General features: G+C 66.2%; 17 protein-coding genes. 3 read left to right on the top strand and 14 right to left on the bottom strand.

What is annotated here, in order from left to right; translation table 11 throughout:
• Positions 1-31: 31 nt before the first annotated feature.
• The 9 genes from LX70_RS13745 to LX70_RS13705 form a co-directional block, all read right to left on the bottom strand.
• On the bottom strand, positions 32-982 hold the full coding sequence (locus LX70_RS13745) for a sugar ABC transporter substrate-binding protein (RefSeq protein ID WP_105515364.1): 951 nt from the start codon (positions 980-982) through the stop codon (positions 32-34).
• Positions 983-1,067: 85 nt separating this feature from the next.
• Complete coding sequence (locus LX70_RS13740; protein ID WP_105515551.1) at positions 1,068-1,883, bottom strand: TIM barrel protein; 816 nt, start codon at positions 1,881-1,883, stop codon at positions 1,068-1,070.
• A 150-nt stretch (positions 1,884-2,033) separates the two neighbouring features.
• Positions 2,034-3,065, bottom strand: a complete 1,032-nt coding sequence (locus LX70_RS13735) for a LacI family DNA-binding transcriptional regulator (protein ID WP_105515363.1) — start codon at positions 3,063-3,065, stop codon at positions 2,034-2,036.
• Positions 3,066-3,146: 81 nt separating this feature from the next.
• Positions 3,147-3,713, bottom strand: coding sequence for a PqiC family protein (locus LX70_RS13730; protein ID WP_105515550.1), 567 nt, complete (start codon positions 3,711-3,713; stop codon positions 3,147-3,149).
• Between the two features lie 4 nt (positions 3,714-3,717).
• Complete coding sequence (locus LX70_RS13725) at positions 3,718-5,529, bottom strand: PqiB family protein (protein ID WP_105515362.1); 1,812 nt, start codon at positions 5,527-5,529, stop codon at positions 3,718-3,720.
• Complete coding sequence (locus LX70_RS13720; RefSeq protein WP_425430593.1) at positions 5,522-6,169, bottom strand: paraquat-inducible protein A; 648 nt, start codon at positions 6,167-6,169, stop codon at positions 5,522-5,524. The genes LX70_RS13725 and LX70_RS13720 overlap by 8 nt, the downstream gene beginning before the upstream one ends.
• Entirely contained in the window at positions 6,148-6,774 is a 627-nt protein-coding gene (locus tag LX70_RS13715) for a paraquat-inducible protein A (protein WP_105515360.1), read from the bottom strand. Before LX70_RS13715 ends, LX70_RS13720 begins: the two co-directional genes overlap by 22 nt.
• Before the next feature lie 179 nt (positions 6,775-6,953).
• Positions 6,954-7,973, bottom strand: a complete 1,020-nt coding sequence (locus LX70_RS13710; protein WP_105515359.1) for a nucleotidyltransferase family protein — start codon at positions 7,971-7,973, stop codon at positions 6,954-6,956.
• A 98-nt stretch (positions 7,974-8,071) separates the two neighbouring features.
• Positions 8,072-8,755 carry a DnaA N-terminal domain-containing protein gene (locus tag LX70_RS13705; protein WP_105515358.1) on the bottom strand — a complete coding sequence of 228 codons (684 nt, stop codon included), beginning with the start codon at positions 8,753-8,755 and terminating at the stop codon, positions 8,072-8,074.
• 489 nt (positions 8,756-9,244) lie between these two features.
• Between LX70_RS13705 and LX70_RS13700 the strand changes: the two genes are divergently transcribed.
• The 3 genes from LX70_RS13700 (at position 9,245) to LX70_RS13690 (ending at position 12,965) form a co-directional block, all read left to right on the top strand.
• The gene (locus LX70_RS13700; protein ID WP_105515357.1) at positions 9,245-10,537 is read left to right on the top strand and encodes an AAA family ATPase; all 1,293 of its coding nucleotides are present in this window, start codon (positions 9,245-9,247) and stop codon (positions 10,535-10,537) included.
• 12 nt (positions 10,538-10,549) lie between these two features.
• Entirely contained in the window at positions 10,550-11,656 is a 1,107-nt protein-coding gene (locus LX70_RS13695) for a ParB/RepB/Spo0J family partition protein (RefSeq protein WP_105515356.1), read from the top strand.
• A gap of 211 nt (positions 11,657-11,867) precedes the next feature.
• The gene (locus LX70_RS13690; protein ID WP_245885091.1) at positions 11,868-12,965 is read left to right on the top strand and encodes a helix-turn-helix domain-containing protein; all 1,098 of its coding nucleotides are present in this window, start codon (positions 11,868-11,870) and stop codon (positions 12,963-12,965) included.
• On the opposite strand, the gene LX70_RS13685 is transcribed toward LX70_RS13690, so the two are convergent.
• The 5 genes from LX70_RS13685 to LX70_RS13665 are packed head-to-tail and all read right to left on the bottom strand — an operon-like array spanning position 12,962 to position 17,447.
• On the bottom strand, positions 12,962-13,870 hold the full coding sequence (locus LX70_RS13685; protein ID WP_105515549.1) for an FAD:protein FMN transferase: 909 nt from the start codon (positions 13,868-13,870) through the stop codon (positions 12,962-12,964). The two genes, LX70_RS13690 and LX70_RS13685, sit on opposite strands and share 4 nt — an antisense overlap.
• A 5-nt stretch (positions 13,871-13,875) precedes the next feature.
• Complete coding sequence (locus tag LX70_RS13680) at positions 13,876-14,439, bottom strand: nitrous oxide reductase accessory protein NosL (RefSeq protein ID WP_105515354.1); 564 nt, start codon at positions 14,437-14,439, stop codon at positions 13,876-13,878.
• Positions 14,436-15,257, bottom strand: coding sequence for an ABC transporter permease (locus tag LX70_RS13675; protein ID WP_105515353.1), 822 nt, complete (start codon positions 15,255-15,257; stop codon positions 14,436-14,438). Before LX70_RS13675 ends, LX70_RS13680 begins: the two co-directional genes overlap by 4 nt.
• Entirely contained in the window at positions 15,254-16,150 is an 897-nt protein-coding gene (locus LX70_RS13670) for an ABC transporter ATP-binding protein (RefSeq protein WP_105515352.1), read from the bottom strand. Before LX70_RS13670 ends, LX70_RS13675 begins: the two co-directional genes overlap by 4 nt.
• A complete protein-coding gene (locus LX70_RS13665; protein WP_105515351.1) occupies positions 16,116-17,447 on the bottom strand; it encodes a nitrous oxide reductase family maturation protein NosD in 1,332 nt (443 codons plus the stop codon). The genes LX70_RS13670 and LX70_RS13665 overlap by 35 nt, the downstream gene beginning before the upstream one ends.
• Between the last annotated feature and the right edge of the window lie 4 nt (positions 17,448-17,451).

Raw genomic sequence — 17,451 nt, 5'->3', positions numbered from 1 at the left:
GGCCGCCTCCCCCCCTTGCTGTGGTTTCGGCTCAGTTCTTCGACAGGAACTGGTCGATATTGGCCGGGGTGACCAGCTGGAACGGGATGTAGACCTTGGTGTCCACCGCCTCGCCCTTCGACAGCTTCAGCGCCGCGTCAAGCGCGCCCGCGCCCTGACCGGCGGCATCCTGAAACACCGTCGCGTCCAGATCGCCCGCCTGCATCGCGGCCAGCGCGTCCTGCGTCGCATCGACCCCGCCGACGATCACGTCGGCCATGCTCATCCCGGCCGCCTTCATCGCCTGGATCGCGCCGATGGCCATCTCGTCATTGTTGGAGATCACGGCATCGAACGGCTCCCCGGTGGACAGCCAGTTGGTCATCAGGTCCTGCGCCTCGTCGCGCGACCAGTTGGCGGTCTGCTCTTGCAGGATGTTCAGCGTCACGCCGCATTCGCCCGACGCCATCACGTCATGGATATCGGCGGTCCGCTGCACGGCGGCCTGGTTGGACAGCTCACCCATCATGACATAGATGTTGGCCTCGGTCTTGCCCGCCTCGGACAGAAGGCGGCAGACCTCCTTGGTTTCAAGCGTGCCGGATTCGCGTTCATCGGACGCGACGAAGGCCTGATTGTCGGGCAGCGTGTCGACGTTGATCGGTTCGCGGTTGACATAGACAAGGGGAACGCCCGCCGCCGCCGCGGCATCCGACATCGCCTGCGTGGCCGAGGTATCGACCGGGTTGACGATGATCGCATCGACGCCGCTGGCGATGAAGTTGTTGATCTGGTCCAGCTGCTTGGCCACGTCGTTCTGCGCGTCCTCCACCTGGATATCGACGCCGTCCATGGCGTCGGCCTGCTCGATCATCCCGTTGCGCAGCACGGTCAGGAAATTGTCGTCGAACAGCGCCATCGACACGCCGATATTTTCGGCGGATGCGACCGTTCCCATCAGGGTTGCGGTCAGCGAGGCTGCAAGCAGCATCTTCTTCGTCATCTGGGTTCCTCCTCCCGAGGGTGTCGGTGTCCGGCGCACCGTGTTTTCTCTGCCGGAAAGCCCCGGAGATCCGGGCAGTCCCGCACTAGGCCGCAAGGGCCTTTACCTGCGCGGAGATAAACGCGAATGAGGCGCGAATGGCCGTCAGCGGATCGGGCAGCGCATGGACCGCGGGCGAGAAGCATTCATAGGAAAATGCCCCGTCATAGCCCGCCGCCAAAAGCGCCCGGATCTGTTCGATATTTCCCAGCCGGTCGCTTTCATCGACCAGCACGCGGTGTTCGTCCTCCATCTGGCCGATGGTCAGGCCGGGGTCCGTCACGGCAGAGATATGGACGATGCCGGTCTGGCCCGGATAAAGCGGCCCGCCACCTGCAAGGGTGTGGTGGAAGGTGTCGTGGACGATCCTGTAGACGCCGTTGGCGTCAAGCACGCCGATGGTCTCGACCAGTTCGGCCTTGCTGCGCAGCGAGGACCGGGCGAAGCCCAGCGGTTCGACCAGCGCGACCATGCCCGCATCCTCAAGCATCCCCCGCGCGCCTTTCAGCGCGACGCGCAGGTTGGCCTGACGTTCGCCATTGGCGGTGGCGGTGCCGTCGTTGCGCGGGATCAGGCTGATCGTTTCCCCCCCGGCGGCGGCGGCGATGGCGACAAGGGCGCGGACTTCATCGGCGATGGCGTCGGACCAGCTGTTGAACGGGTAGACCTGGCTGACGCCCAGTATCCGCAGCCCGCGATCGCGCGCCATGGCGCCTGCATCGGCGGCGGCGATGCCGTCGAAGATCGGGCGGCCCAGATCGTTGCGCACCTCGATGCCCGTGACACCAAGCGCCTGCGCGAGGTCAAGGAACGCCGCATAACCCAGCCCCGGCGCGGTCATCTGGTTCAGCGCGAATTTCATGTCGTTCCCCCCTGACGCGGCCGGTAGCCGGCTGGCCTGCATGTCGGGCGGGATACTGCGGATGGAGGGACGATTCCGTCAACGAGTCGGCCCGCTCTTTTCGTCATTAATGACGAAAACACATGCGCCTGAATGACGAAAAAACGTCACTCACAACATTTCGGCAAGCATCACGCGGGGTTCAAGGAAATGCTGCGATCCCGGCCCGCTATCGGGCTTCCCGGCCGCCGCGATCATGAATCCCAGCAGGTCGCGGCACAGCTCCCGCAAGGGGGTGGAGATGACCATGACGGCATAGCCATCCAGCAGCGCGGCGCGGCTTTCGCCGGTCAGTTCGTTGACGATCAGGGCGACCTTGCCGGGCGGGCGCGCCTCGCGCAGCGCGCGGATCGCACCCTCCATCCCGCCGCCCGCCACATAGATGCCGCGCAGATCGGCATGGCGGTTCAGAAGGTCCAGCGTCGCCTCATAGGTCACCTCGACCGTCTCAAGGTTCACCAGCGCCTCAAGCACCGTGAAGGCCGGGGCCGTCTCGCGCACGAAGGACCGGAACCCGACCTCGCGCAGATCATGCCCGTGCCAGCGGTTACCGCCGACAAAGATCGCCAGCTTGCCGGGCTGCGCCACCGTCCGCGTCATCATCCAGGCGGCCAGCCGCCCGATCTTCATGTTGTTGAGGCCAAGGTAGCTTTGCCGGATACCCTGCCCGAAATCGTTGAGAAGCGAAAAGACGGGGATATTCGCGCCGGTCAGGTCGCGCACCACCTGGTTCAGCTTCTGGTGATTGATCGCCACGGCGGCGACGGCATCGACCCGGCCGCGAAACTGCGCCATCGCGGCGGCGAATTCCTCGGGCGATTGCGAGGTGACATAGCGGATCAGCGGTCGGATGCGGACATCGCTGCGGGCTGCCGCCGCTGCCTCGATCTCACGCGCGAAGGTCTGGTAGAATTCATGCTTCTTCTTGATGAGAAGGAAGCCCAGCCGCAGTTCGGGAACCTGCTGGACCATGCGGAACTCAAGCAAGCCGCGCGCGTGATAGCCGACCTTGTCGGCGGCGCGGGCGATCTTGCGCAGCGTCTCTTCCCGCACGGTCGACCGGCCGTTCAGCGCGCGATCCACCGTCGCGACGCTTAACCCCGCCTCGCGGGCGACATCCTTCATGGTCGGCCGACGCGCCATTGCCCTTCCTGATCCCGATTGCGTGGCGCGACTATGATAGGTCCGGCCCGCGACCTCAAAGGGATATTGACCGGCGCGGCGTCAGCGCAGCGCCTCGGTCGCGATGGTGCGGGCAAGGTCGCGCACGATCAGGCCCCGCGCGGCGGCAATGTCGGCGGCGGTTCCCGCGCCCCCGATGGGAACGGTCAGGTCGAACAGACGCCCCCGGTTTCGCCCGCCCTCGGTCGCAACGAAATACTGCCCCGACAGGCGCAGCGCGCCGCCCGCATCGGCGACCATGTCGGCCACCCGCACCTCGATGGCGGCATCCGGGCCGGTGGTAAAGGGCCATGGCTCTGCCGCCACGCGGGCGCCGGTGATCCGGCTGAGGTAGCTGGACAGTTCCAGCGTCATCGCGCGCACCGGCTCATCCGCCCAGAGAAGCTTGGGGTTGCTGGTCAACGCACCACCCGCGTCACGGGTGAAGATCTCTTGCGATGAGGCATAGTCGGGCAGCGACAGGTCCCGCACGACGACTGACCCGAACGCAACGGCGACGTGATCCCCGGCCGGGGCCGTCGGCACCGCAAAGCGCTGTTCGGGACCGGCGAAGCAGGCGGACAGCAGGACGGTCACGGCCAGCAGCGGCAGGGGTCTGAGCGTTGTCATCATGTCACCGTCCCATCAAAAGCGAATTCGGTTTGCGTTCCAGCGCGCGGGCCAGCGACGATACCGCCTGGGCCGCGCGCTCCACCTCGCGGATCGCGGCGCGGGTGTCGCGGGCGATGCCCGCATTCGCCTGATACCCTTTCAGCGTCTCGCTGGCCTGCGCCAGCACGTCCTGCGCCTTCTGGATCACCGCGGGCAGCCCCTCGGTCGCCTTGGCGAATTTCTCGGCCGCGCCGCTGGCCGAGGAAAGCGCGCTGTTGGCGTTCTCGATCGCCCCGCCCTCACGGATCTGGGTCAGGATGGCGCGCATCTCATCCAGCGTCTTGTTCAGGTTGCCCGACAGCGCCTTGGTGTCGTCCGAGGCCAGAAGCCCGCGCGCATCCGTCACAAGGCCGTTGATATTGCCCGGCACCGCCCGCGCATCGTCGCCACTGATCAGCGCATTGGCGCTGGCCATCAGGTCGATGGCGTTGTTCAGAACCTCTTCGATGGGCAGGGCGTTGATCCGCTGGAAGACCCCCTCGGCGGTGGCGGAGACGTCGGAGATCTTGCTGTCCGTCGTCGGGATCACCGGGCTTGGCCCACCCGTCATGTCGATCGCGGCCTCCGCCACGCCGGGGACGGTGACCAGTTCCACGTTCAGCCCGCCGGTGAGGATAGAGGCCGACACCAGCCGGGCGCGCAGCCCTTCCTTCACCCGGTCGTTCAGAAACGCCAGGGCGTCCTCTGGCCCGCCGCCGCCTTCAAGGCCCAATCGCCCCGGCTGGATCGACAGCGTCGCGGCCAGCCGCACACGCTCGTCTCCGAAACGCTCGGAGTCGACGATACCGTTCAGCGCCGTCACCTTGCCGATGGTCAACCCGTTCAGCGTGACCAGCGCATCGGACGTCAGGCCCGCGACGTTATCCTGGAAAATCGCCGTCAGGTTCAGCGCCTCGCCTTCCTCACCGGCAAAGACGCTTGACCGCGCGCCGGCCTCGTCGGGGTAGACTGCAAAGACCGCGTTCTGGTTTACCGGCGTGCCGCCGGAGACGACGGTTTCGAACGTCACCCCGCCCGAGACGAGCGAGGCGATGGACTTGAAGTCGATGCTGGCGCCCCCCGGCCCGACCGAGAAGGAAAAGCCCGAGGCATCCCAGAACCGGGTGGAACTGTTGATAAGGCCGTCATGCGGCTTGAAGATCAGCGCCTCGGCCTCGGCCGTGGATCCGTCGTCTGAAATCCGGGTCTTGCCGATACGCCCGACCTCGATCCCGCGATAAAGGATCGGCGTGTTTTCGGTCAGCATCGTCTCCCCCGTCGCGCGCAGGGTCAGATAAAGCCCGTCGCGGCCCATCCGGTCCAGCGGCGCATCGGGCAGGCCGGTGAAATCCTGCTGCAAACCGTCGGGGGTGTCGTTCCAGATCCCCTCGATGAAGACGCCCGTCAGAACCGTATCCAGCCCCGAAACACCCTGCGTCGTCACCCGTGGCCGCACGATCCAGAACCGCGCGTCCTTGTCGACATAGTCGGCCACGTCCTTGTTCAGCCGGACGGTGACCAGCACATGCGACAGCCCCTTGGTGAAGCTGACGCTTTCGACAAGGCCCACCGTCACGTCGCGATAGCGCAGCTCCGTCTCGCCCGCGCGCACGCCTGACGCGCTGTCGAAGGTGATCGTGATCACCGGCCCGCGGTCGGCATAGCTTTGCCAGGCGACCCCCAGCACGATGGCCAGCGCCAGAAGCGGCACGATCCAGACGATCGAGACCCTTTCCAGTAGGCTCTTGCGGGCGCTTTTCACCGGCACTTTCGGAGCAGCAACCTGGTCAGGCATCGGCCCCCCTTCCCTTCCGGCGCTCGGCCCGATCCGCGTCCCAGATCAGGCGGCTGTCAAAGCTTTGCGCCGACAGCATGGTAAAGATCACCGACAGCGCGAAGAAAAGGCTTGCCCGTCCCGGCGTGATCGAGGCCAGCGCATGAAGCTGCACCAGCGACGACAGGATCGCGACGACGAAAACGTCGATCATCGACCAGCGGCCGATATATTCGACCACCTCGTAAAGCTGGTGCCGCCTTTCCCGCGACAGCCGCGCGCCGCGCGTCACGCCGATGGCCAGCCCGGCGACGGCAATGAACTTGCCGATCGGGATCAGGACGCTGGCGGCAAGGATGACGCCCGCAATCGCCCAGTTGCCGTGTTGGGCAAGCTCAACCGCGCCGCCGACGATGGTGTTGTCCTGCCGGATGAAAAGCGTCCGCGTCTCAAGCATCGGGTAGATATTCGCCGGAATGTAGCAGATCAGCCCGACGATCCACCACGCCCAGACCCGCTGAAGGCTGGTCGTGTCGCGTGAGGCAAGATGCTGACCGCAGCGCGCGCAGGCTTCCGTCCCCGCCGGCCAGACCCGCGTGCAGCGCGTGCAGGCCACCAGCCCCATCTCGCGCGCGGTTCTTATGTCTCCAGCGACTTCCATACCGAGTACCTGCACATGAGCGTATCCTGCACGACGATCATCACCACGAGAACGGCAAACATCCAGAACGCCGGACCGAAATTCACCTCGGCAAGATCGCTTATCTTGACCAGGGCCACCGCGCAACCAAGCGCGAAGATTTCCGCCATAGACCACGGCCCGAGCGATTCCGCAAAGCGGAAGGCAGCGCGCGCGCCGGGCGCTGCGGGCCGGTTGCGCACCACCGGCACCAGGACATAGATCAACAGCATCAGCCGCATCATCGGGACGACCACGATAAAACCCAGAACCGCCAGCGACAACGCCGCGAGCGGCCCGGAAAAGGCAAACGCGGCATCAAGGATCGAACTGTCGTTGTGAACGCCCCCCGCCCCGATGCGGAGGAAGGGAAAGACCGACGCCGCAACGATCAGGATCAGCACCGTCACGGCCATCGCGATCAACTGCTTGCCCGCCCGACGGCGCGGCGCGATCAGGACCGTGTGACACCGCGCGCAAACCGCCCGCTCGCGCGGCGCGGGTTCGACGATCTCATAGACGGCATCGCATTTCGGGCAGGCGATCAGCCGTTCAAGGTTCAGCCTATTCGTCGCCCCTTCGGCCATGCGCGACTCTCCCCCAAGCGTCAGGGGGCCAGAGTGCCGCGCCCGCGAAGGATGAACAAGGGCCGAGCGTGGGGCGGTCGCACGAAAGACCGCCGGGATTGAGGGTAGCAGGCCATGATGTTGCCGCCGAGGTATTCCAGAGCTTTCGTAGAGTAGTGTCTATTCCGCCGAAACAGAGCCTAAATTACCCCTGAAAGCCGCTCTTCCGTCTCGGGCAGGCGCTTCAGGCTTTCGGCGATGCGCGCGCGCCAGCGGGGGCCGCGCGACAGGGCGTCCTGATAGGCCTCGGCCAGTTCATCCGGGCGGTCCTCGGCCAGGACGGCAATCAGGAATTCGGCCTGCGCGCGGTCCTTGCGCGACTTCAACTGATCCGGCCCGCCCTTGCGTCGGTCGGCAACGATCAGCTTGTGGATCGCGAAGCGCTCTGGCCGCGGGATCTGGACCAGAACACCGTTGCGATAAAGTGCGATGGCGGGGATCGGGTCGGCGATCAGGAAGTTGAGGTAGTTCAGCGCCTGCGCGCTGACCCCCAGCGCCGGAAGCGGCCTGACGGTTTCTTCGCCGAAGGCAGGCGTCAGGAACTCAACCATCGTCTCGGAATGGCTCTGCCGCCATTTCCAGACCTGTTGATCGCCGATCCCCGGCAACGGATCGAATTTCAGCGCTGTCAGGATATCGGCGGGCGCTTCCTCAACCTTGTCGTCGAGGGCGACCGAGAGGCGTTCAAAGCTTGCCAGATCGATGTCGCCGGTCTGTGCCAGATCCTCATGGTCCATGCGAACGCCCAATTCGCCTTGATAGAGACTATATGCGGTGGTCCCGACCAGCGTCCCGCCCAGCCGAAACACCCCCGCGCGGGCGAAGGCCAGAAGCATGGACCCGGTTTCCCGATCCGTGGCGATGAACCCTTCGGCCCGCAGCGTCCGCGCCAGCCGTGTCATCCGGGCACGGCGCTGATCGGCCTCGGCCTTCAGGGCCTGCGCCTTATCCAACCGCGCGCGCAGGTCGTCACTCTCCTCGCCCAGATAGCGGCTTTTCATCTCGGTCCCGATGCGGAAACGTTCGTACAGATAGGTGCGCCCGTTGCGCTGGCGCGCCTCGATACTGCCCAAAAGGGCGGCGGCGCTTTCGTCGAGGTGAAGGCGCAGCAGGTCCTGATAGGCGACCACGGCGGGGCGGCTGTGCGCGGGGATCTGCATTGGCGTCCTTTCTGTGTGCATCATAAAATATATTGATGCACATAATCCGGCAAGTGTGCAGCAAATATTCTTTTGATACACGCGGCTCCCGTGGCCCGTCAGGCGATGACAGAGACACTTCTGACCGACGGCTCCACCGCCCGCAGCGCTGCAAGAAGCCTTTCGCGCAAATGCTGCTCGACATAGCGCGCATGAAACCGCGTCGGCGCGGCTAGGGTCAGGCTGCCTTCCTCCATCCCGACTTCGGTCAGCGGATGGAACCACGCGCCATAAACCGCCGCATCCTCCCCATGAAGCCGCGCCTGCGCGCCAGCCCAGAGTGTACCATCGGCGGCCGGTTGCGGCGCCGCGCGAAGCGGCACGACATTCGAGGCCCCCTCCCCTGCCCCGCTTTCGGCAGGCGCGACGCGGGCGATGAAATCCTGCCCGATATGGGGCCAGACAGGGCGCGTATCCTCCATCATTCGACCCAAATCCAGCCCGTAGACACTAACCCGCCCCCGCGCGCCCTGCCGTTTCAGGACCATCCAGCCAAGCGCGCGCAGCTTCGCCATCTCGCGTTTCACGGTGCGTTCGTCGACCGACCAGAGCTTTGCAATCTCCCCCTGCCCCATCGTTAGCTCATCGCGCTGCCAGTTGTAGCGCGTGGTGATCAGCGCCATGATCCGAAGCACCTGACGCTGCGCATGTTTGTCCTGCGCCAGGGCAAAGGCCATGAGGGCCGAGAGGATATCGTATTTCCGGGAAGCCGCTTCACGGCCGACCGGCCGGGGAAGCTGCATGGCGCTCTCCTGTCCCTTGCCCGTTCCGCTGTGGAACGGTGATTCTGCCTCGATCCAATGGGCCTTGTTGGCCTCTGAAGGTGAAAATCGTGTCAGCTCAACGCTCTTCACCGCTTATCGGCTATTTGCGTCCGGTTTTAGGATTCTGTCAAGGGCGCGGTGAGAGTGGGGGGTTTTTGACCCAAACCTATTTCGAAGAAAAAGGGTTTCAATGGTTATGGGGGGCGTCCTGGGTGTCCCTTATTAAGGTAATTATGTCCCCCAATATCGAGTGGGGCGTAATCTCATGTCCCGCAATATAGTCTCTGATCCGCGCTGCGGTCCCCATGGCGCCGGAGACCTCCGATTCGGCGCCAAAACCCTGTGCCGGGCCTGAAAAATGGCGCGGAGGCGGAACCTCTCCCTGACTATAACTTCGCTTTTGCAATTTTGGCAAATCCGGCGTATTTCGGAAATCAATAAGAATTTACGTCTAGAACGAGGAAGAGCATGTATACCCATGAGGACCTGGCACGGCTTCAGGCGCAATCGCTGAAGATGCAAAGCTGGATCAGGCAGCAGACTTTCAGCCCCGAGAATATCAAGACCCTGCGCCGCTTTTCATCCTGGGAAGTGTCGGAGCTGATCTTCCAGATCAACCAGTCCACCTTCCGTGGCCGCCTTGCCGCCGAGCCCGATCTGCCGGGTGGTGAGGTTGAACCCGACGGCCGTCAGCGCTGGTTCTCGCTGGATGAGATCAACGAACTGCGGCGGAAGATGAAGATCAACCGCAAGACGCTGATGCCGCCCCGCCCCGCGGGGAAACGCGCCTTCCGCGCTGCTGTGGCGAACTTCAAGGGCGGCGCCGGGAAATCCACTGTCGCGCTGCACCTCGCCCATGCCGCGGCGCTGGACGGCTACCGCGTGCTGGTGGTGGATTTCGACCCGCAAGCGACGCTGAGCCATTCGATGGGCCTGACCGACGTCGCCGAGGATTATACCGTCTGGGGCATCATGGCCCGCGACCTGATCCGCGAGACGGACCGGATGAACGCGGCGGCGTCCGGCGCGGCCTCCGGCACCACCCTGCCCCGCCGGCAGATCCCCGGCTCGATCCGCGATCTTGGCCTTGGGGAGTTGCGCCATGGCGACTTCATCAAGACCACGGCCTGGTCCACGATAGACATCATCCCGTCCTGCGCCAACGCGGCGTTCGTGGAATTCGCCAGCGCGCAGTACCGGCACCTGAACCCGGAATGGTCCTTCTTCGCCGCCGTCTCACGTTACCTCGACGGGCTTGGCGATGACGATTATGACCTCATCCTGTTCGATTGCCCGCCCGCCATCGGCTATCAGTCGATGAACGCGGTCTTCGCGGCCGACATGCTCTATATCCCCTCCGGCCCCGGTTACTGGGAATATGACAGCACCACCAGCTTCATCGGTCAGCTTGCCGAGGCGCTTGAGGATCTGTCGGGTTTCGGCGCGACCTTCCCCGCGGGGAAGATTTCGCTGCCCAAGGCCTTCGCCGATGTCCGCTTTCTGATGACGCGCTATGAGCCGGGCAATGACCTGCACCGTGCGATGTTCGAGGCCTTCCGTAAGGTTTTTGGGGAACATGTTGCCGAACACCCGATCGAGATGACGCGGGCGGTGGAGCAATCGGGCCGCTTCCTCTCGTCCGTCTATGAGATCGACTATCGCGAGATGACGCGGGAAACCTGGCGCCGGGCGCGGGCGAGTTTCGACCGCGCCTATGAGGAATTCAAGGGCAGCGTGATCGCCGCCTGGGACCGGATTTAAGGAGGGCGGACCATGACCAAGCGACGCCGGATGTTCGATATCGAGATGCCGTCTGAGGCCCCGCCGGAGGAGCCGCGGATCAGGACGCTGGGCGCCGAGGCCCCGGCGCGTCGTGGCCCGATGGCCGCCGCGATTGCGGAAACCGCCGGGGCAACCCGCGAAAGGCAAGAGGTCGAGGCGCGGATCCGGGCCGAGAATGACGCGCTGGCGCATGAGCATATGCGGCTGAAGCGCCTTGGCCTCGTGATCGAGATGGTGCCGCTCGACGCGATCGAGATGGTCAAGCTCGTCCGCGACCGCAAGCAGGGGCAGGATGAGGAGCTTGGCGAGCTTAAGGCCTCGATCCGGGAGCTTGGCCTGTCGAACCCGATCCGGCTTGAGGCGCGCGAGGATGGCCGGTTTGAACTGATCCAGGGCTACCGCCGCCTGTCGGCCTATCGGGAGCTTCTGGCAGAGACCGGCGATGCCGCGGCCTGGGGTGCGATCCCGGCGGCCGTCACGGCGGCAGGCGACGGGATCGAGGCGCTCTACCGCCGGATGGTGGATGAGAACCTGATCCGCAAGGACATCTCATTTGCCGAAATGGCGGCGCTGGCGATCGACTATGCCGGTGATGCGGAGACGGCCGTCGATGATGCCGACAAGGCGGTCGCGCTGCTGTTCAAGTCGGCCGGCTATCAGAAGCGCAGCTATATCCGCGCCTTCATTCCGCTTGTGCAGGAGGTGGGCGCGGACCTTCGTTTCGTCGAACAGATCCCGCGCGCGCTGGGTCTGGCCCTGGCGAAGCGGATCGCCGAGGGGGAGCCGGTCGGGGCCGAGGTGCGCGCGGGTCTGGCGGGTCTTGATGGCCGGACGGCGGTGGAGGAGATCGACGTGCTGCGGCGTGTGGCCGGGCAGGGCGACGAGGCGCCGGTCGCGCCGTCCACCGAACGCGCGGCGTCACCGAAGCGCCCGGCGAAGGCGAAGTCGAGCTTTCAGTTCGACCGGCCCGAGGGGCGGGGCAAATGCGTCGCCGCCGCCGGGCGGCTTGAGATCCGGCTGGAGCGGGACTTTACCACCATCGACCGGCGGCGGCTTGAGCGGGCGGTGAAGGCGATGTTCGATCAGCTGGACGGGTGAGCGAAACCTTCCCCGCGGGGAAGGTGTTGCGATGAGGGCGGGGCTTCGGTCCCGCCTTTTTCTTTGCGCTGACGGATCTTCCCCGCGGGGAAGGTTCTGCCCGGAGCGCGGGGGAAGTGGCGTCAGGCTGACCGCTTTTAGGGAGGGCGGATTTGGGGCTACGAGGCCCGTCGAATAAGGTTGCTTGAGTAATGCGCAAAATGGTCCAATAATGCTCATTATGAATAAGGCCGATCAACCAGCACGGGACACGACAGAGAACCCCGAAGACCGGGGCAGGGGGCCGTATGACCCCAGGGCAGAGGCGGCAGACGACCTGTGGTTCCTGCCAACTGTCGATGATGAGGCGGAGCCGGACTTCCTGCTTCCGGGGCCCCGCGCCGCGCAGCGGCCGCTTTTCGATCCGGCAGAGTGGCGCGCGGCGCAGGACCGGCTTTCGGGGCCGCTGGCCGAACTCGCGGTCGCTTTCGGGGCGCTTGATGAACGGTTGCGGGCCGGACCCGAAGGCTGGCGGCACCGGCTGGCGCTGATGGAGGTGGCCGATCTTGGCTGGTGGACCGGGGAGCGTATCGGGGCGGAGCGGTTGGCGCTTTGGCTTGGCACGCGGATCGGCGCGACGGGGGAGGACGCGCAGGCGCTGGCCCGTGCCGGATGGGCCGTGCGGCGGCTTTCGGGCGGGCCGGGGCCGGGCGATGGCGGCTGGGAACGCGGCCTCGGCGCGTTCCTTGGCCGGGTGGAGTCCTTCGGCGACGGGGCGACGGAAACCGTCTCTGATCTTGCCGAAATCATGGACGGGGCAGGGGGGCTGCACCCCGTCACAGCCGCAGCGGTCCTGTTTCACGCCTGGCGGATGCTGGGCGAAGGTCCGGCGCAGGATACCGAGGCGGCGGCGATGGCGGCGCGATACGGCGCGCGGATGGCGCGGCCGGGGCAGGGGGGGGCGCTTTTCCTGCCGCTGGCGCTGACGGGGCCGGGCGGGCTGCGCGCGACGGGCGCCATGCCGGAACGTCTGTCGCGCTGGATCGCGGGGGCGACGCAGGCCACGCTTGCCGCGCTTCTGCATCTGGACCGGATCAGGGACTGGCAGGCGGGCGCGCTTTCCGCGACGCGCGACCTTTCGGGGCGGACCCCGGCGCGATTGATCGAGGCGCTTTCGGCCTGGCCCATGCTGTCCGCGCCGATGGCGGAGGAGTTGACGGGCGCCTCACGCGCCGCCGTTCAGCGCAATCTGGACACGCTAACGGCGCGCGGATTGGTCCGCGAGGTGACCGGGCAGGGCCGCTATCGTGTCTGGGGCGCGAGCGTCTAGGCAGGGACCGCCGACACGCAGGTCGCGCCGAATTCCGCCGCCATAGTGTCGATTTCGGGTCGGCCCGCCATCAGGCAGGACCCGGTCGACAGCGCGTCGGCAAGCGCGGCGGAAGGGGCGGTGATGCTGATCCCCGTCCAGCGGGCCGGGGCAGGCTCCCCCGTCCTGGGGTCGAGGATATGGCCATAGCGCCCGTCCTGATCGAAGACCGTGCCAGTCGGGGCAGAGGTCGCCAGCGCGCGGTTGCTGATGTCCGTCGCGCCACCCTGCGCCAGCCGCACCGGCCATGCACCGCCGCCGGGCATCTGCCCCAGCGCGACGAATTCCCCGGTGTCGATCAGGATGTCCGTGAGCCCCTCGGCGGCCAGCAGCGCTGCCACGCGGTCCCCGATGAAGCCCTGCGCGATACCGTTCAACGTCAGCCCCATGCCGGGGGCCATGGTGATCGCGGCCTCATCCAGCCGCAGGTCGTCCCAGCCACCAAGATCCCGCACCGCCGCAAGCTCGGCCAGCGTCGGCCGGGTGCCAGCGGCGGCGCGTTCGGCCCAAAGCGCCCAGAGCGGCTGCACGGTCGGGTCGAAAGCGCCAGAGGAGGCACGGTGGACCGCGCCGGCCAGCGTCAGGCATTGCAAAAGCTCTGGCGGTGGCGCGTCCAGCCGACCCTCGGCGTTCAGCCGGGAGAGGGCGGAATCGGCTCTGAACAGGCTGAAAATCCCTTCCAGTCGGGCGATCTCTGCCGCGGCCCGCGCGGCGATAGCCCCGGCATACGGGTGGTCCAGCCGGATCGAGGCGCGGGCGCCAAGGGCGATGCCGGTCCAGACCCGCTTCGGCCCGGCAAGGGCGGCAGGCGCGGCAAGACCGGCGGTGGCGGCAGCGGTGATGGTCAGGAAACGGCGGCGGTTCATCATGGTTATCCTCCGATCTTGTCGGACAGCGCCTTGAGGCGGTTTGAGTAATCGGCGTCGCTGGTCCCGTCACCGGGCAGGGCAACGGGGGCGATCACGGCGCGGTCGGGGATCGCCGTCAGCGACATGACAGCGCCGCCGTTTTGGCTGGCAAAACCGGCGGCCTTGTCGAGATCGGCGAAGGGCACCAGTTCCGGCGCGCCCATACCGCCCTCTACCGTCGACCCGACGACGTAATGGGCGGTTTTCGCGTCGATCCAGTTCGCGGCGCCCGGCTGGGTCCAGGTGGCCCCCGGCGCGCCCATGTCGTTGACCCAGATGGCCAGGATCACGCCCTCCTGCTCGGGCAGGCGGCTATAGGCGACGGCATCGCGGACCTGGCTGAAGTAAAGCGGCTTGCCCGGATAGCCCTTCATATGGACCTGCGCCTTGGGGCCGTCATGTTCCAGAAGCTGCATCTGGCAGTAATGCCCGACCGATTCCTCGGTCAGCGGGACGGCGGAGATGTCCTGCGCCTCATCCTTGCAGGCGGTCAGCAGCAGGGCGCAGATCAGCAGCGCGCGTTTCATGGCGTCACCTTTCGGAATGCGGCCGTTGCCAGCGCCAGCGCGAGGACCGGCCAGACGAGGACCGAGGCGGCGGATTGCCAGATCGGGATGGCGTTCGCCGCCCCGGCGATGCCTGCGGCCGCCGAGGTCGCCTGCGAGGCGGCGAGGTTGTAAAGGCGGAAGGCGTCGGCCGGGTTGGCCAGCAGCGCGAAGGGGAAGGCCGTGGTGGTGAACCAGCCGTCGCCATTGGCCACGACGGCGGCCAGCAGCCCGAGGTCGTAAAGCACGACGGCGCCAAGCCAGAGCCCCATCGCCAGCCCCGCCGCGCCAGACGGCCGCCGGGCCAGCGACGAAAGCGCATAGCCCGCGCCAAGGAAGGTGGCGCCAAGCAGGATGGAACTCCACCCCAGCCGCCAGAGCGCGGGCAGGCCCTCGACGGAACCCGCATCGCTGCGGAACGCGGCGGCGGCGGCAAGGGCGAAGCCCACTGCGACCGCGATGGCCAGGACGGTGAGATGGGCAAGGAACTTGCCCAACAGGATCTCAACCCGCGCGACGGGGTAGGTGAGGAGAAGCGGCAGGGTGCCACGCTCGACCTCTCCGGCGACGGCATCGAAGCTCATCAACAGGGCCAGAAGCGGCACGAGGTAGACCGTCAGAGAGGTCAGCGAAGCGACCGTGACCGACAGGCGATCCACCCCCAGCTCCCCCGTGGGGGCAGAGCCTGCGGCGGACAGGACCAGCGCGAAAAGACCCATCAGGACGACGGCGATGGCCACCCAGCGGTTGCGCAGGCTGATCCTGAATTCGGAACGGGCGGTGGCGAGGATGCGGGTCATTGTCCGTCCCTCCGGCTGAAATGGCTATAGATATCCTCAAGGCTGGGCGGGACGACCTCGATATCGGCCACCTTGTCGCCGAAGCCCGCGATGCGGGCGAGGATCGGCAGTTTTTCGTCCTGCGCGCAGGTCAGGCGCAGGTCGCCCTCGACCCGGATGGCGCCGGGCAGGGCGGCGGCGAGTTCGGAGATATAACCGTTGCGCGCCGTGACCTGCATCGCGACCGGCAGGGCGGCGGTGCGGCGCAGGTCGGCCAGCGTCCCCATGGCCACCATCCGCCCGCCGGACAGGATCAAGATGCGGTCGGTGCGCGCCTCGACCTCGGTCAGCGCGTGGGAAGACAGGAGGATCGACGCGCCTTCGGCCGCCAGCCCGTCGAGAAGGGCGTAGAAATCGCGGCGCGAGACCGGATCGAGGCCCGAGGTCGGTTCGTCCAGCACCAGAAGCCGGGGCTTGCCGATCAGGGCCTGTGCCAGCCCGACGCGCTGCCGCATCCCCTTGGAATAGGTGCCGATGCGGCGGCGGGCGGCGGCGTGCAATCCGACCCGTTCCAGAAGATCCATCGCCAGTTTCGGGCTTTCACCGCGCAGCGACAGGTAATGGGCGATCTGCTCCTGCCCCGTCAGCGCCGGGTGAAAGGCCGCGTTTTCCGGCAGGTAGGCCACCTGCGCGCGCGCGGCGGGGGCGCCCGGCCTGCCGCCGCAGACCTCGACCGTGCCGCTGTCATAGGGGATCAGGCCAAGGATGATCTTCATCATCGTCGACTTGCCCGCGCCGTTATGGCCCAGAAGGGCCACGCGCTGCCCTGGCGCGATGTCCAGCGACACGGCGTCCAGCGCCTTTACCCCCGCGAAGGTCTTAGTGAGTGCCGAGATTTTCAACGTCAATGTCATCATGGTTTCCTTGCGCCCACCGGCCCGCCACCTCTGCCTCCATCGCGGCCACGTCTGGCGGCACGGGGATGGTCAGGGGGGACATCAGGGGGAATGAATCCAGCACGCCGCCGGGCAGCGTGGCGGGAAAGTTCTTCTGGCTCCACCGCACCAGCTGCACTGCCGGGGCGCCGGTCAGAAGGGCGGCGGCGGGCTGCGACCAGAGGATGTGGTCCATCAGGTCGTTGGGGCGGAACACGCCATCGGCGATGTCGTCGCCGTTCAGGTCAAAGGCGGGGTGATCGGACCAATAGTTGCCACGGCCCTCGAAACTCCATTCGACATGCTTGGTGCCGACATATTTCACCTGCTCGCGGTTGGCGATGAAGCTGTTTTCGGTCAGCACATTGCGTTCGGACCCGGCGGTGAAGTGGATGCCGATGCCGCAGCCTTCGAAGCGGTTGCGATAAATCAGGTTCTTGTGCGCGTTGTAGATGAAAAGACACTTTTGCGCCCCGCCACGCACCAGATTGCCGGAAATGTCGGCGTTGTTGGCGTAGTTCAGCATCACCCCGTTGGAGCGGTCGCCAAGCGACAGGTTGTCCTTCACCACGATCTTGTTGGAAAACATGATCGCAAAGCCAAGGTGGTTGCCGATGGAGATGTTGCCGGTCACCTCGCTATCGTTCGTGTACATGTAGTGAACGGCAAAGCGCAGGTCGCGGAAGAGGTTGTCGCGGAAGATGTCGTCGCGCGAGGCGTTGGCGAAGATGCCATCCCGGCCCCAGCGGACGGAGTTGTTGGCGACCAAGGCGCCGGGGCTGTTCCAGACATAGATGCCGTTGCCACGGTCGTTCATCTTGGGGTTGCGGGTGCCCTCGATCGTGTTGCCGGTGACTTGCGCATCCTTGCCGCCGTGAATGTCGATGCCATGCAGGTTGCCGATGACCCGGTTATCCTCAACCCTCGCGCGGTCGGCGCCCTTCAGGATCTTGATCCCGGCGTCGAGGTCCTGGCTGCTCAGCCCCGATCCGGTCACGCTCACGCCGCGCAGCGTCACGTCGGGTGCGGCGATGGTCACGGTCGTGCCGTTGCCCTCGCCATTGATCTCGGCCCCTTCCACGCCAATCAGGCTGAGCGGCCGGTCGATGGTGATTGCGCCGGAATAGAGACCTTTTTCAAGCGTCAGCACATCGCCGGGGGTGGCCCCGGCGATGGCCATTTGCAAGGCGCCCGGCCCCGGCGCGACCGCGACCTCCCCCGCCCAGGCGGGCAGGGAGAGGAGCAGGCTTGCGATCAGGGTCGGGAGCGTTTTCATCGTG

Origin of the sequence: Albidovulum denitrificans (genome assembly GCF_002973535.1) — a bacterium.
GTDB classification, from domain to species: domain Bacteria; phylum Pseudomonadota; class Alphaproteobacteria; order Rhodobacterales; family Rhodobacteraceae; genus Albidovulum; species Albidovulum denitrificans.
This window is presented reverse-complemented; position numbering and strand designations above follow the sequence as displayed.

Bases quoted from the DNA above. Each gene is read 5' to 3' on its own strand.
- LX70_RS13680 (WP_105515354.1), bottom strand. From the start codon at position 14,439: ATGAAACGCGCGCTGCTGATCTGCGCCCTGCTGCTGACCGCCTGCAAG.
- LX70_RS13675 (WP_105515353.1), bottom strand. From the start codon at position 15,257: ATGACCCGCATCCTCGCCACCGCCCGTTCCGAATTCAGGATCAGCCTG.
- LX70_RS13720 (WP_425430593.1), bottom strand. From the start codon at position 6,169: ATGGAAGTCGCTGGAGACATAAGAACCGCGCGCGAGATGGGGCTGGTG.
- LX70_RS13670 (WP_105515352.1), bottom strand. From the start codon at position 16,150: ATGACATTGACGTTGAAAATCTCGGCACTCACTAAGACCTTCGCGGGG.
- LX70_RS13710 (WP_105515359.1), bottom strand. From the start codon at position 7,973: ATGCAGATCCCCGCGCACAGCCGCCCCGCCGTGGTCGCCTATCAGGAC.
- LX70_RS13665 (WP_105515351.1), bottom strand. From the start codon at position 17,447: ATGAAAACGCTCCCGACCCTGATCGCAAGCCTGCTCCTCTCCCTGCCC.
- LX70_RS13715 (WP_105515360.1), bottom strand. From the start codon at position 6,774: ATGGCCGAAGGGGCGACGAATAGGCTGAACCTTGAACGGCTGATCGCC.
- LX70_RS13725 (WP_105515362.1), bottom strand. From the start codon at position 5,529: ATGCCTGACCAGGTTGCTGCTCCGAAAGTGCCGGTGAAAAGCGCCCGC.
- LX70_RS13735 (WP_105515363.1), bottom strand. From the start codon at position 3,065: ATGGCGCGTCGGCCGACCATGAAGGATGTCGCCCGCGAGGCGGGGTTA.
- LX70_RS13700 (WP_105515357.1), top strand. From the start codon at position 9,245: ATGTATACCCATGAGGACCTGGCACGGCTTCAGGCGCAATCGCTGAAG.
- LX70_RS13690 (WP_245885091.1), top strand. From the start codon at position 11,868: ATGCTCATTATGAATAAGGCCGATCAACCAGCACGGGACACGACAGAG.
- LX70_RS13685 (WP_105515549.1), bottom strand. From the start codon at position 13,870: ATGAACCGCCGCCGTTTCCTGACCATCACCGCTGCCGCCACCGCCGGT.
- LX70_RS13705 (WP_105515358.1), bottom strand. From the start codon at position 8,755: ATGCAGCTTCCCCGGCCGGTCGGCCGTGAAGCGGCTTCCCGGAAATAC.
- LX70_RS13695 (WP_105515356.1), top strand. From the start codon at position 10,550: ATGACCAAGCGACGCCGGATGTTCGATATCGAGATGCCGTCTGAGGCC.
- LX70_RS13730 (WP_105515550.1), bottom strand. From the start codon at position 3,713: ATGACAACGCTCAGACCCCTGCCGCTGCTGGCCGTGACCGTCCTGCTG.
- LX70_RS13740 (WP_105515551.1), bottom strand. From the start codon at position 1,883: ATGAAATTCGCGCTGAACCAGATGACCGCGCCGGGGCTGGGTTATGCG.
- LX70_RS13745 (WP_105515364.1), bottom strand. From the start codon at position 982: ATGACGAAGAAGATGCTGCTTGCAGCCTCGCTGACCGCAACCCTGATG.